At 65.5% G+C, this 12,690-nt stretch carries 11 protein-coding genes; 8 read left to right on the plus strand and 3 right to left on the minus strand.

Features of this window, described 5'->3' with window-relative positions; genetic code table 11:
• The first annotated feature begins 1 nt into the window (after nucleotide 1).
• The gene (locus AC13F7_RS02980; protein ID WP_482999195.1) at nucleotides 2-2,860 is read left to right on the plus strand and encodes a TonB-dependent receptor domain-containing protein; all 2,859 of its coding nucleotides are present in this window, start codon (nucleotides 2-4) and stop codon (nucleotides 2,858-2,860) included.
• Nucleotides 2,861-3,296: 436 nt separating this feature from the next.
• Here AC13F7_RS02980 and AC13F7_RS02985 read toward each other — a convergent pair whose 3' ends face one another.
• Nucleotides 3,297-4,418: an HDOD domain-containing protein gene (locus tag AC13F7_RS02985; protein ID WP_482999196.1), complete on the minus strand. Its 1,122-nt coding sequence runs from the start codon at nucleotides 4,416-4,418 to the stop codon at nucleotides 3,297-3,299.
• A gap of 154 nt (nucleotides 4,419-4,572) precedes the next feature.
• Entirely contained in the window at nucleotides 4,573-5,109 is a 537-nt protein-coding gene (ppa, locus tag AC13F7_RS02990) for an inorganic diphosphatase (RefSeq protein ID WP_019183821.1), read from the minus strand.
• 223 nt (nucleotides 5,110-5,332) lie between these two features.
• Here ppa and AC13F7_RS02995 point away from each other — a divergent pair, with 223 nt between their 5' ends.
• The 5 genes from AC13F7_RS02995 to AC13F7_RS03015 all read left to right on the plus strand — a co-directional run bounded on the left by AC13F7_RS02995 (nucleotide 5,333) and on the right by AC13F7_RS03015 (nucleotide 11,094).
• Nucleotides 5,333-5,824, plus strand: a complete 492-nt coding sequence (locus AC13F7_RS02995) for a hypothetical protein (protein ID WP_482999197.1) — start codon at nucleotides 5,333-5,335, stop codon at nucleotides 5,822-5,824.
• A 36-nt stretch (nucleotides 5,825-5,860) separates the two neighbouring features.
• Nucleotides 5,861-6,334, plus strand: a complete 474-nt coding sequence (locus AC13F7_RS03000) for a hypothetical protein (protein WP_481469005.1) — start codon at nucleotides 5,861-5,863, stop codon at nucleotides 6,332-6,334.
• A gap of 127 nt (nucleotides 6,335-6,461) precedes the next feature.
• Complete coding sequence (locus tag AC13F7_RS03005; RefSeq protein ID WP_482999198.1) at nucleotides 6,462-6,962, plus strand: RNA polymerase sigma factor; 501 nt, start codon at nucleotides 6,462-6,464, stop codon at nucleotides 6,960-6,962.
• Nucleotides 6,963-7,074: 112 nt separating this feature from the next.
• Entirely contained in the window at nucleotides 7,075-8,037 is a 963-nt protein-coding gene (locus tag AC13F7_RS03010; RefSeq protein ID WP_482999199.1) for a FecR family protein, read from the plus strand.
• A 141-nt stretch (nucleotides 8,038-8,178) separates the two neighbouring features.
• Nucleotides 8,179-11,094 (plus strand): TonB-dependent receptor, encoded by a 2,916-nt coding sequence (locus AC13F7_RS03015; RefSeq protein WP_482999200.1) that lies wholly within the window; start codon nucleotides 8,179-8,181, stop codon nucleotides 11,092-11,094.
• A 93-nt stretch (nucleotides 11,095-11,187) separates the two neighbouring features.
• Here the strand turns inward: AC13F7_RS03015 and AC13F7_RS03020 are convergent, their stop codons facing one another.
• Entirely contained in the window at nucleotides 11,188-11,445 is a 258-nt protein-coding gene (locus AC13F7_RS03020) for a DUF2789 domain-containing protein (RefSeq protein ID WP_482999201.1), read from the minus strand.
• 166 nt (nucleotides 11,446-11,611) lie between these two features.
• On the opposite strand from AC13F7_RS03020, the gene AC13F7_RS03025 reads away from it, so the two are divergent.
• Nucleotides 11,612-12,199, plus strand: a complete 588-nt coding sequence (locus AC13F7_RS03025) for a biliverdin-producing heme oxygenase (RefSeq protein WP_481469013.1) — start codon at nucleotides 11,612-11,614, stop codon at nucleotides 12,197-12,199.
• 46 nt (nucleotides 12,200-12,245) lie between these two features.
• Complete coding sequence (locus AC13F7_RS03030; RefSeq protein ID WP_482999202.1) at nucleotides 12,246-12,641, plus strand: YbaN family protein; 396 nt, start codon at nucleotides 12,246-12,248, stop codon at nucleotides 12,639-12,641.
• Nucleotides 12,642-12,690 lie beyond the last annotated feature (49 nt).

Below are 12,690 nucleotides of genomic sequence, written 5' to 3' on the forward strand. Positions count from 1 at the left end.
AATGAATTTTCGTACTCCCGCAGTGCGGCTGGGCCTTCTGCCCGCCGGCATTGCGCTTGCGCTGACGCCGACCTTCGCTTCGGCGCAGGAAGCAAGCGGCACGACCGACTTGGACCGCATCCAGGTCACCGGCTCACGCATCCGTCAGGCCAGCACCGAGACCGCCCAGCCGGTCATCGCGCTGCAGCGTGCCGACATCGAGAAGCAGGGCTTCACCAGCGTTGCCGACATCGTGCAGAACCTGTCGGCCACCGGCTCGCCGGCGATCAGCCGCGCCGATGCGCTGTCCTCGGGTGAAGAAGTCGGCGGCCAGTACGTCGACCTGCGCAACCTCGGCCCGGAGCGCACCTTGGTGCTGCTCGACGGCAAGCGCATGGGCGTCAGCTCCGGCGGCTACACCGACCTGGCCTCGATCCCGACCTCGGTCGTGGAGCGCATTGAAGTGCTGACCGACGGCGCTTCGGCGATCTACGGTTCCGACGCGATCGCCGGCGTGGTGAACATCATCACCCGCAAGAATTTCGATGGCCTGGAAGCCAGCGTCTACAAGGGCCAGTACGGCCAGGGCGACGGCGACAAGACCACCTACAACTTCGTGTACGGCCAAACCGGCGATCGCGGTTCGATCACCCTGGGCGCCGAATACAGCGAAGAAGAGCCGGTTCTGGCCAAGAACCGTCGCTACAGCGCCTCCGCCAATGGCTATCGTCATCCCGTTCCGACCGAGGACGACACCAACGGCTGGAGCGCGATCACCGAGAAGGGCGTGCTGGTTACCGATGATGGCAACTATGTCCTGAACCCGGGCGGCGCCTCGAACAACTTCGGCGACTACCACGACCTGGGCAACGCCGATCTGTCCAACCCGTCGCAGCAGATGTACCTGTCGACCGGCATCAAGCGTCGTTCGGTCTTCTCCAACGGTCAGTTCGACTTTACCGACAACATCCGCGGTACCGCCAGCGTGCTGTACACGGAACGCGAAGCGCTGCAGCAGATCGCAGGCTACCCGTACCGTTCGGCTGCCTACGACACCCAGATGTCCGGCAACAGCGTCTTCAACCCGCTCGATACCGACGTTGATTTCATGCGTCGTACGTGGGAAGTGCCGCGCCAGACCAAGTCCGAGCTCAACACCTTCCGCTTCAGCGGCGGTCTGGAAGGCTCGTTCGAGTTCGCCGACAAGTACTTTGACTGGGATGTGGGCTACGTCTACAACCGCAACAAGGGCGTCAAGACCGGCACCGGCAACCTGTTCATTCCGAACGTGAAGAATGCCGTGGGCCCGTCGTACCTGGATGCCAACGGTATTGCTCAGTGCGGTACCGCCGCTGCTCCGATCGCCGGCTGCACCCCGTGGAACCCGCTGCTGCCGTATGGCTCCACCGCCGACGGTTCGCTCTCCAACCCGGACCTGCAGAAGTACCTGTTCCTGCCGACCCACGATACCTCGCTGACCACCAGCAAGGTCTACAGCGCCAACCTGAGCGGCGCCATCGTGACCCTGCCGGCCGGTGACCTGTCCTTCGCAACCGGTTACGAGCACCGTGAAGAAGACGCCGAGTACAACCCGGATGCACTGCTGCAGTCGGGCCTGAGCACCGACCTGGCCGGTGCGCCGACCGCCGGTGGCTACAAGCTGGACGAGTTCTACCTGGAACTTAACGTGCCGATCCTCGCCGATCTGCCGTTCGCCAAGGAACTGTCGGTTGACATGGCCGGCCGTTACTCGGACTACAACACCTTCGGCGACACGGTGAACTCCAAGTTCGGCCTGAAGTGGAAGCCGATCGACGACCTGCTGGTCCGTGGCACCTATGCCACCGGCTTCCGTGCGCCGACCGTGGCCAACCTGTACGGTGGCACCTCGCAGAGCTTCGACAAGTACACCGACCCGTGCGATACCCTCTTCGGTGCTGCCGTGCGCAACGCCGACGTCGCTGCCCGTTGCGGCGGCGCCGTGCCGGCCAACTTCCGTCAGGAAGCTTCGGGTGGCATTGATGCCACCGGCCCGGGCGCACAGTCGAACTATCCGTACCTGTCCGGTTCCAATGACGGCCTGCTGCCGGAAACCTCCAAGACCTGGACCGTCGGCCTGGTGTACAGCCCGAACTTCGTGCAGGGCCTGGACGTCAGCCTGGACTGGTGGAAGATCCGCATCGACAACGTCATCGCGGCGGAGTCGGTCACCTCGATCCTCAACCAGTGCTACGTGCTGAACAACGCCAACGCCTGTGACCGTGTCACCCGTGACACCGATTCGGGCCAGGTCGTCGACGTGACCCGTACGCTGATCAACGGCGGCTACCAGGAAACCGCAGGTTACGACCTGGGTATCCGTTACCGTCTGCCGGAACTGTCCTTCGGCAACATCGTCATCGACTGGAAGACCACCTATGTGGACTACCTCGAGTACAAGCGCGACAACGAAGCTGAAACCGCCGTCGAACAGCACACCGGCTGGGGCACGGGCGACTGGGGCGGTAACTTCCGCGTCCGTTCCAACCTGAACATCGATTGGAGCCTGGGCAACTTCGGCGTCAACTGGGGCATGCGTTACTACTCCGGTCTGAAGGAAGAGTGCGCTTACGACCGCGAAGGCGGTCCGGAGTGCAACAACCCGAGCTACTCCTCGGCCTACACGCTGGCGATCCCGGTGCGCAACACAGGCTCGAACACGTTCCATGACCTGCAGGTGCGTTACAACACCCCTTGGGATGCCACCATCTCGGCTGGCGCGAACAACGTGTTCAACCACGAAGGCCCGGTGATGTACAGCCAGCCGAACTCGAGCTTCTCCTACTACGGCGGCTTTGACATCGGTCGGTTCTACTACCTGAAGTACACCCAGCGCTTCTGATCCATCGAAGCATTGGTGCAAAAAAAGGAGGGCGGACCGCAAGGTCCGCCCTCTTTATCGTTGTGGCGTAGGGAAAGTCTGAGTTTCAGTAGACGGTGATCTGATTCACACTCTTGGGCGAGATTCAGTTGATACCGTCAATCGTCCAATCGTGGGCCATTGAGAGATCGATATGAAAATGACGCTCGCTCAGAAGGTTTCCGCTGTACTCCTTGCTTGCCTGGCCTCCGCCGCCAGTGCGTCGCCCGGCCTGATCATCTGCGCAGGGGGGCGCTACTGCGAAGACGTCCGCATCGAATGCCTCGCCGACGGAGGCTCCGCCGCCGTGTGTGAGCGCCTATGGCGTTTGTGCGTTCTGGATGCCTGTCCGCAGCGCTGAAGCGACGATGGCGCGCCACAAGGGCGCGCCATCGTTCAACAACGGTCGATCCGTCACTCAGGCGTCGGCGGCGACCAGTCCCATCAGCGCGTTGGCATGTTCTTGCCACTGCGGCAGCTTGTTGAGCACGCCGGCACGTTGCAGGTAGTCCTCGTCGACCGGATCGCCATTGATCAATGCGAGCGCCACGTGCACCGCCCCGGTCACCCAGAAACTGCGGGTGTTGGACTTCTGCGGTTGCAGGTGGAAGGCCACGGCCTCGATGATCGGCATGGGCAGGCCCCACAGGCCGAGCAGGTAGGCACCCGCCTCGGCGTGGCCAGGACGGTCATCAGTGGCGTCTGCCGGCTCGCCACGCTCATTGCGTACGCCCGGCAGCAGCAGGCCGATGTCTGCCAGCAAGGCGGCGGTGGCACCCAGTTCCGCGCTGGACTCCGGCAGCAGCTTGGCGGCCAGACGGGACGCCAGCAGTGCGCGCTGCTGCAGCGAATTACGCTCGGCGCCGGACAGTGGCTGTGCGGAAAACACTTCGCTGGCCAGGACCAGATCGCGCAGGGTCGACAGCCCCAGACGGGTCACCGCGGTGCGCAGGTCGGAAATGATGCGGCCGTTGTTGAAGAACGCCGAATTGGACAGCTGCAGCACCTTCGCCGCGATCGCCGGGTCGGCCGCGACCAGCTTGGCCACGTCCGCGGTGTTGGTGTCGTCGTCGTGTTCCAGTGCTTGGGTCAGCGACAGGTAAAGGTGGGGCGGGGAGGGCAGCTTCTCGATCCGGCCGATGGCGCTGCGCAGACGTGCACTGTCGAGCAGTTCGCGCAGCTCTTCCAGGCTGGTCAGTGCTTCCAGCAGGACTTCCGGGGCCAGCGGCATCGGCAGGAAGCGATGGGCCACACCGATCAGGCGTGCAGGTGGCGGGCGGTTGCCGTGTTCGGCGTCCACCAGGGCAATGCGGATGGTCTCAGGGCGCAGCGTACGGATCTGGCCGAGCAGCGTGGTGGCGTTGAGGTCCGGCAGCTGCGGGCACACGATCACTGCATCCACCGGCAGGCCTGCCACGATGCCCATGGCGCTTTGGCCATCCACGGCGGTCAGCGGTTGCCACTCTTCCCCAAGATCGGCAATGAATTCCAACAGCTCAGCCGACAGGCTGGCTTCGTCCCCAACAAGCAGAATGCGCACGACACGGTCCCCTGGCTGACCACGGTGAAACCCACCGTGGACGGTGTGAAGAGACGCAATGTACCCAATCCGGCACGAATAGTGATGTGCCGCATTGAAAAAACGTGATGCGCATCGCTCCGGCAACGGTCCGCCGGAGCGATGGGGTTCAGTCTCAGGCGATGTTGCCGAGGTAGCGCTGGTGCGCCTCAACCAGGATTTTCTTGGCTTCGGCGGCGCCGCCCCAGCCATCCAGCTTGACCCACTTGCCCTTTTCCAGGTCCTTGTAATGCTCGAAGAAGTGGCCGATGCGCTCCAGCCAATGGCTGGACACCTGCTCGATGTCTTCGACGTGGGCATAGCCACTGAACACCTTGGAGATCGGCACGGCCAGGATCTTCTCGTCGCTGCCGGCTTCGTCGCTCATCTTGAGCACGCCGACCGGACGGCAACGCACCACCGAGCCCGGGACCAGCGGCAGCGGCAGCACCACCAGCACGTCGGCCGGATCACCGTCGCCGCACAGGGTGCTCGGCACGTAGCCATAGTTGCAGGGGTAGCGCATCGGGGTGGAGAGGATGCGGTCGACGAAGATCGCGCCGGTTTCCTTGTCCACTTCGTACTTCACCGGCTCGGAATCCTTCGGGATTTCGATGATGACGTTGATTTCTTCCGGCGGGTTCTTGCCGGGCGAGACGAGTTCCAGACCCATGGGTTTACTCCGAGAGGGGGTAGGGGCGCAAAGTCCGACATTTTAGGCCCATTGCCGGCCGGCGTGCAGCGGCCGGTCGCCCGAAGGGCGTTTCACCGACCCGGCCCCAGCCAGGGGACCACATGCCGCTGCCGGAAATCCTCACCCATAGGCATGGGTGGCGCCGATATCTGCCGTCAGCGCATGTGCCGATCATGGCAACCAACCCGTCTGGAGCCTGGTGATGAAGCTGATGAGCCTGCTGCCCCCCCGTTCCCTGGCCTTTGCAGTACTGGCGGCTGGCATCTGCAGCGCCTCCGGGCGCGAGGGCCCGTATGTGGATCTGGTCGACTTCCCACACAAGGAGGCCAACTGGGATCGCTTCTACGACCTGGAGGACCACCTGATCCGGGCGTTCCACGATCTGTGTGGTGATACCTACTGTGAGGGCGAATACAGCAACCATATCGCGCTGCAGTTCCGCTGCTCGGTGCACGCGGCCAGCGGCACGGTCCAGGCCTGCACCCTTGTGATCGGCGCCGGCAACCTCGAGGTGGAGCGTGACACCGGCCGGGTGGTCCCGGACAGCCGCACCTGGGCCTGCGCCGCGCCACTCGGGGCGAATACGCCGGTGGAGACCCTGCACGTGGCCTTGGCAGATCGCGACGCGCTGCGCAGACCCCTGCCCGGCTCGAATTTCTCGATGCATGACGCGCTGTTTGACTGCCTCAATTGACCTGTCAGCCCTTTCAATCTGCACTGGAGACTGCCGATGAAGACCCTCGTTGCGGGCATGCTGCTGCTTGCCTCCTGTACGGCCATTGCCACCGGCCACGCCGCCGGTCCCTACGTCGATGCACGCCAATACCCCAGCGAGGCCGAGGGCTGGGAGCGCTTCCGCGCTGTGGAGGCGCGGCTGGTGCGCGGCTTCGATGCCATCTGCGGGGACACGTTCTGCGAAGGCGAATTCCACAACCTGCAGGCGCTGCGCTTCCGGTGCTCGGTGCTGGCTGCCTCTGGCCGTGTGGGGGAATGCCTGTGGACATTCACCGGCAGCACGGCGCGCGTGGACGACGCGACCGGCCGTATCGCGGTGGAGGCGCGGACGTGGGCCTGCCGCGCCCCGCTGGCGACCCAGACGCTGCTGCCCGTGCTGCTGCAGACGCTGGAGCAGGATGACGCCTTGCATGTGGCACTCCCCGGGACCCAGGACAGCATCTACGACGGATTGACGTCGTGCCTGTAAGGCCCGCGCAGCGCCACGTCACTTCCGCAGTTGGCGCGCTCAAACGTGACGCATTCTCATTTGCGCGGTAACATGCCGCCGCTTACGGATGGCCGCCTTCCGGCAGTCCCGCTACATGCATCGGTCCATGTCTACCAACGCCACCACCCTTACCGAGCTGTTGATCCGCGAGCGCCCGGCGCTGCTGCGCCTGGTCCAGCGCATTCTGGGAAGCGACGGGGGCGCCGAAGACGTGATCCAGTCCGTCTGGTTCAAGGCGCGTGGCGTGGACAGCGGGAAGCCGATCAGCAATCCCCGCGCCTATCTCTATCGTTTGGCGGCGAATCTGGCCACGGATCACGGCCGTGAGCGCACGCGGCGCACGCGCCTGCTCGCCGATCATTACCTGTGGGGGCCGGACGAAGTGCTCTCCACCGAAGAGCAGGTCATGGCGCAGGCCGAACTGCAGCGCGTGCTGGAGGCGGCCGAGCATCTGCCCGAGCCGACCCGCACCATCTTCCGGCTCAACCGCCTGCAGGGCATGACCCAGTCGGACATCGCCAGGCGCCAGGGGGTGTCGGTGACGACCGTGGAGAATCACGTGCGCAGCGCATTGCAGCGATTGGCTTGGGCGCGCAGCGGGCGCTGAACGCGCGGACATCCGGCTTGGGGATACACGCCTGCCGACCGTCTTGATCATAATGGCGTGTTGACTGCGTCCCCCCCTTGCCCGCGCGTGACTGCGCCACCCATCGCCAGCCATGAGCCCGCACCTCCCCTCGTCTTCCTCGCCCTTGCCGCCCCCCTCCGATGCTGTTGCTGTGCAGGCGCGGGCCTGGATTGCCTGGCTGGCCTCTGGCACGACCGATGCGGGGCAGATGCAGGCCTTTGAGCAGTGGCTGGGGCAGCCCGGACACCGGCATGCCTTCGAACACGAACGTCAGCTTTGGCGCAGTCTTGGGCCACGCCCTCCCGCGCCGGCAGCGCCGGTACCGCGTCGGCGTGGTATCCGTTGGCACGCATGGGGCGTGGCGACGGCAGCCTTGCTGGCCCTGGCGTGGGTCGCACCCGATGCCTGGCTGCGGCTGCAGTCCGATCACCGCAGCACGCGTGCGATCGAGACGGTATCGCTGCCCGATGGCAGTCGCGCCGTACTCGATGCCGACAGCGCCATTGCCGTCCACTACGACGGTCATGTGCGCCGCATCGCGCTGCTGCGTGGCCAGGCCTGGTTCGAGGTGGCCCACGAGGCATCCCGTCCTTTCCAGGTAGAAGTGCAGGGCGGTGTGGTTGAAGACATTTCCACCGCGTTTGCGGTCTCCCGCTGGAAGGACGAGGTGGAGGCGGTGGTCGAGCAGGGGCGCGTGCGGGTTGCCGCCACCGAGCGAGGCGGTTGGACCTATCTGGAGGCGGGCCAGCGTGCACGCTTTGCGCCCGCCGGCCGGGTCGCACGGCTGGACGATGTCGCCCTGGACCGCATTGCGGCCTGGCGCGACGGCGAGCTGCTGCTGGAGACGGCCAGCGTGGAGGAGGCGGTGCAGCGCATCGCCCGCTACCGCTCGGGTGCGACCTTCGTGCGTGGCGATCTGTCGGCTCTGCCGGCGGTCAACGCGGCGTTCCGCACTGATCGGCCGGAGCAGGCGCTCGATGCGCTTGCCGTCAGCGCGGGGCTGACCGTCATCCGTCTGCCGATGGGCGTGGCGATCGTGGCACCGGCGCAATAGCGCAACCGGACTTGGGGCTGTGCCCTGTTCGTTCGTCTTACCCGGCATAACGTACCCGCCGCCGCCACGTACGTCCGCTGCATCCGCACCAGCGTGCGGGTGACCCGCCTCTGCGGCACTGATCCTCTGACAGGTTTTTCCATGCGCATCCCCATCCGCGCGGGCCATCGCCCGCGTCCGTCACGTCTCTGCATCGCCCTGCTCACTGCCGGCCTGGCGGCCGCACCCGCATGGCCGGCGCTGGCCCAGTCCAGCCCGGCGTCTACCGTGGCCACGCTGCGTTTCGATATCCCCGCCCAGCCATTGTCCGATGCCCTGCGCACCTACATGCGCCAGTCCGGCGTGCAGGTCGCCTATCCGGCCGCACTGGCCGAGGGCGTGACGTCCACTCCGGTCGCCGGTCCGATGGATGCGCAGGCCGCCTTGCTGCATCTGCTGCAGGGCAGTGGGTTGAGCATGCGCCAGGTCGGACCGGACGCGGTCACCCTGGAGCGCGCTGCGCTGGCCGCCAACGACGACGACCTGATCGTCACCGACGCGCTGAGCGTGGCCGGTGACCGCATCGAGGGTGGCAGCGATGCCGAGCGCGCGCTGGAGGTGTACCGCACCGCCGGTTCCAGCGCCTACATCGCGCGTTACACCATCGAGCGCTTCCGCGGTGCCTCCACCTCGGACATCGTCAAGGGCGTGGCCGGCGTCACCGCAGGCGACCCACGCACCGCCAACGCGCTGGACGTGAACATCCGCGGCATCCAGGGCCAGAGCCGCATTCCGGTGATCATCGACGGTGGGCAGTCCACGATGGATACCTACCGGGGTTACGCGGGCCAGTCGCAGCGCACCTATCTCGATCCGGACCTGATCTCCAACATCACCATCACCAAAGGCCCGAGCCTGGGCGTCAATGCTTCCGGTGGTATCGGCGGCGTGGTCGAGATGGAAACGCTGAAGATCGAGGATGTGCTGCGCGACGGTCGTGACGCCGGGCTGCGCGTGCGCACCGGCATGGCCAATGCCAGCGCCAACAACGTGCCCGCCTACGACGCCGCACCGCGTACCGACCGCAGCGCGCTGGGCAGCCAGTTCTTCAACATCGCCACCGCCAAGCAGTGGGATCGTTTCGACCTGGTCGCGGCATACGCCTGGCGTGAGAACGGCAACTATTTCTCCGGCAAGCACGGCTACGACGATTTCCCGCAGACCCGGCGCACCCTGGCGCCGTTGAATCCGCCGGATACCGAGGTGTTCAATACGTCCTCGCGCTCGGAGTCGTTCCTGCTCAAGGGCACCTGGCGCATTGATGACAATCAGACGCTGGAAGCGGGGTATCGCCGCTATGAAGGCACCGCCGGCGAAATCATGGCCTCGCAGATAATCCGCGTGGACCGCGACCGCGTGCCGCAGTGGGATCCGGGCCATGTCGACATGGATGCCTACAACCTGCGCTACCGCTTCAACCCGGACAACGCGCTGATCGATCTGAAGGCCAACCTCTGGTACACCGACGCCGACAGCCTGATGTACAACGGCCTGACCGGCATCACCCCATGGTATTTCGATCGCCGCACCGAGTGGTACGACGGCCCGTCGTTCAACACCGACCCGGGCTACAAGGACGCCTACCGCAATGAGCTGACGCAGACGCGGCTCGGCTTGGATGTGGGCAACACCACGCATCTGGAGACCGGCGCCGGCCTGTTCACGCTGGACTATGGCCTGTCCTTCAGCGATGAGGACGTCGGTCCCGGCCCGCATTCGCCGGTCATGCAGGACGATCTGGTCAACAACCGCTTCCTGCGCAACGCCAAGCGCAAGGAGTACAGCGCGGTGGCCTCGGTCAAATGGCAGCCGGACGAGCATTGGGAAGTGGTGGTCGGTGGCCGCTACAACCGCGTCAACGTGCACGACCGCAACCGCCTGGCCACGCCGGACACCTACGGCGTGATCGGTCAGTACCGCTACACCCAGCTGCTGGATGGCAACCCGAATCTGCCGGCATGGCGTGCCAAGCGCGTGGCGATGTTGAACTGGTATCCAGATGCCAACGGCCAGTTCACCGAGGCCTCTCTGCTGGCATCACCGTATAAGAAAGGTACGGTCGCCGACATCGCCGGCTGGAACTTCCACGACGTCACCCGAACGCAGGACCTGAGCGTGCCTGTCAGCTGGACCTGGTCGCAGCCGATCCGTCGCCGCGACAGCGCCTTCATGCCCAGCGCCAGCGTCGCCTACCGTTTCGACGAAGACACGATGGTGTACGTGAAGTACGCCGAAGGCGTGAAGCTGCCGAGCCTGTTCGAGACGACCCTGGGCCTGTTCACCGCGGCCAAGCCCACCGGTGAGCTCAAGCCGGAGCGGGCAGGGACCTGGGAAGTGGGGGCAAGCACGGTGCGCCACAGCCTGTTCACCGAGGGCGACCAGGCGGGCTTCAAGCTGGCCTACTTCGATACGCGCATCGATGATCTGATCACCCGCGATTACCGCACCCTGTCGGCCGGCCTGATCCGCAACGTGGACCGCTTCAAGGTCTCCGGCGTGGAGTTCCAGTCCAGCTATGACAGCGGCACGGTCTTCGCCGATCTGTCCGCGCACTACTACATTCAGGCCAAGACCTGCGCGCCGGACATCGCCGCCGAACGCCGGGCCTACGGCATCCAGCGGAAGATCGAGGAACTGAAGAACACCCCGGACTGCGTCGACGGTGGCTTTGAGGGGTCTTACAGCAATACCCAGAACCCGCCGCGCTACAACGTCAACCTGACCCTGGGCTCGCGTCTGTTCGATCAACGCCTGAGCGTCGGCACCCGGGTGATCCACAACGCCGGCCCGATCAGCACGCTGGACAAGGAATGGAACGTCGGCCTGTCGGCGATCCAGCAGCTGTACCGCCCGGCAACCATCGTGGATCTGTTCGCCAGCTGGCAGGCCAGCGAGCAGTTCGCGGTGGACCTCAACGTGGACAACCTGACCGACCGCTACTACCTCGATCCGCTGGCGCTGGGCGTGATGCCTGCCCCGGGCCGGACCGTACGGCTGGCGCTGACCTACCGCTACTGATGTACGTACACGACAGGGGCCGGCATTGCCGGCCCCTGCGTGCCGCCGGCCGGCGCATCGGGTGCCCGGACGGCCTTTCGCTCAGCCCAGCGCTCAGCCGGCGTTGGCCTGCTCGGTCGCATCGGCGTGCAGGGCTTCGCTGAGCTCATCGACCACGATCGCCCATTCCGCATCCGAGCGCAGCTGTTCGGTCAGGAACTGGCGCTGCCCGTCGTTCCAGTACGGCGCTTCGATGAGGCGGATCTCGTTGGACAGCTGGTGGTCGCGGATGAAGGCGGCGATGGCCTCCTCGCTGGCCTCCAGGCCGAGCTGCAGGAACAGATTGGTCATGCGCGGTTCGGTGGTGATCATCAGGTCATTCCAGTGGCAGGGCGTGGTACGTATTATCGGGGCAAGGCCGTGACGGTGGCATGTGACGTTCGCACTCGCTGATCACGCGACAATGGGCTTGGGGTTATCCCCGTGCCAGACGTCTTCGACAGAGAACCGTGCCCCACTTCCCCATTCAAGCAGTGCCATGATCGTCATCGATACTCCCGAAGCCACCCGCAGCCAACGCCTCAAGGCGGCCACCCGTGACAGCCACGGCGCGCTGGACAAGCGCATCATGGCCGGCGACATCTTCGCCAGCCGCGACCTGTTCGCAAAGTTCCTGCGCGTGCAGTACCGCTTCCATCGCGATATCGATGCGCTTTACGGCAGTCCCGCGCTGGACGCGCTGCTGCCCGATCTGGATGAGCGCCGACGGCTGCCACTGATCGCCCGTGATCTGGCTGATCTGGAGCAGACCCTGCCACTGTCCGCTTCCACCCGGTTGGATGGTGACCTGCCACTGCCCGAGGCGTTGGGCTGGCTGTACGTCGCCGAAGGCTCCAACCTGGGCGGCACCGTGCTGTACAAAATGGCCGCCCGGCTCGGATTGGACAGCAACTTCGGCGCCCGCCACCTGGCCGCTCATCCCGATGGTGCCGCCCGCCACTGGCGCGAGTTCACCGCCGCGCTCGATGGCGTGGCGCTGACCGACGCGCAGGAGCAGCAGGTGATCGATGCGGCCGATGCGGCGTTCCGCAGCGTCCACGGGCACGTCGAGGAAGAGTTCGCATGATCGCCGCCCGCTGCACGCCCGCTGTACCGGACCACCCCGGCCGCCCATGATGCGCTGGCTCTGGTTCGGCTTGGGCTGGATCATGGTGGCGCTGGGCGTCATCGGCGCCCTGTTGCCGGTGATGCCGACCACGATCTTCCTGATCCTGGCCGTCGGCTGCTTTGCGCGCAGCTCGCCGACATTCGAGCGCCGGTTGCTCGAGCATCCCCGTTACGGTCCACCGCTGCGCCTGTGGCGTGAGCAAGGTGCGATCAGCCGCAAGGGCAAGGCCTTTGCCGGCGCCGGCATGGCGTTCGGTTTTGTCATGTTCTGCTGGGGCGCACACCCGTCCTGGCCGCTGTTGATCGGCGTCGGGTTGTTCTTCCTGGCCAGCGCGGCGTATGTGCTGTCCCGTCCTGCGCCGCGGCCGCCCGGCGTGCCGGCTCCCCCGTCCGAGCGCTGAATCTACCGCGGGCCCGCCGGGGATCCGCACCGCGTCTGCTCGACACCGC

It is taken from the genome of Stenotrophomonas sp. K-6 (assembly GCF_056861555.1).

What these genes read in the sequence shown, in the direction of transcription:
- AC13F7_RS02980 (WP_482999195.1), top strand. Translation starts at nt 2, where the DNA reads ATGAATTTTCGTACTCCCGCAGTGCGGCTGGGCCTTCTGCCCGCCGGC.
- ppa (WP_019183821.1), bottom strand. Translation starts at nt 5,109, where the DNA reads ATGGGTCTGGAACTCGTCTCGCCCGGCAAGAACCCGCCGGAAGAAATC.
- AC13F7_RS02995 (WP_482999197.1), top strand. Translation starts at nt 5,333, where the DNA reads ATGAAGCTGATGAGCCTGCTGCCCCCCCGTTCCCTGGCCTTTGCAGTA.
- AC13F7_RS03000 (WP_481469005.1), top strand. Translation starts at nt 5,861, where the DNA reads ATGAAGACCCTCGTTGCGGGCATGCTGCTGCTTGCCTCCTGTACGGCC.
- AC13F7_RS03005 (WP_482999198.1), top strand. Translation starts at nt 6,462, where the DNA reads ATGTCTACCAACGCCACCACCCTTACCGAGCTGTTGATCCGCGAGCGC.
- AC13F7_RS03010 (WP_482999199.1), top strand. Translation starts at nt 7,075, where the DNA reads ATGAGCCCGCACCTCCCCTCGTCTTCCTCGCCCTTGCCGCCCCCCTCC.
- AC13F7_RS03015 (WP_482999200.1), top strand. Translation starts at nt 8,179, where the DNA reads ATGCGCATCCCCATCCGCGCGGGCCATCGCCCGCGTCCGTCACGTCTC.
- AC13F7_RS03020 (WP_482999201.1), bottom strand. Translation starts at nt 11,445, where the DNA reads ATGATCACCACCGAACCGCGCATGACCAATCTGTTCCTGCAGCTCGGC.
- AC13F7_RS03025 (WP_481469013.1), top strand. Translation starts at nt 11,612, where the DNA reads ATGATCGTCATCGATACTCCCGAAGCCACCCGCAGCCAACGCCTCAAG.
- AC13F7_RS03030 (WP_482999202.1), top strand. Translation starts at nt 12,246, where the DNA reads ATGATGCGCTGGCTCTGGTTCGGCTTGGGCTGGATCATGGTGGCGCTG.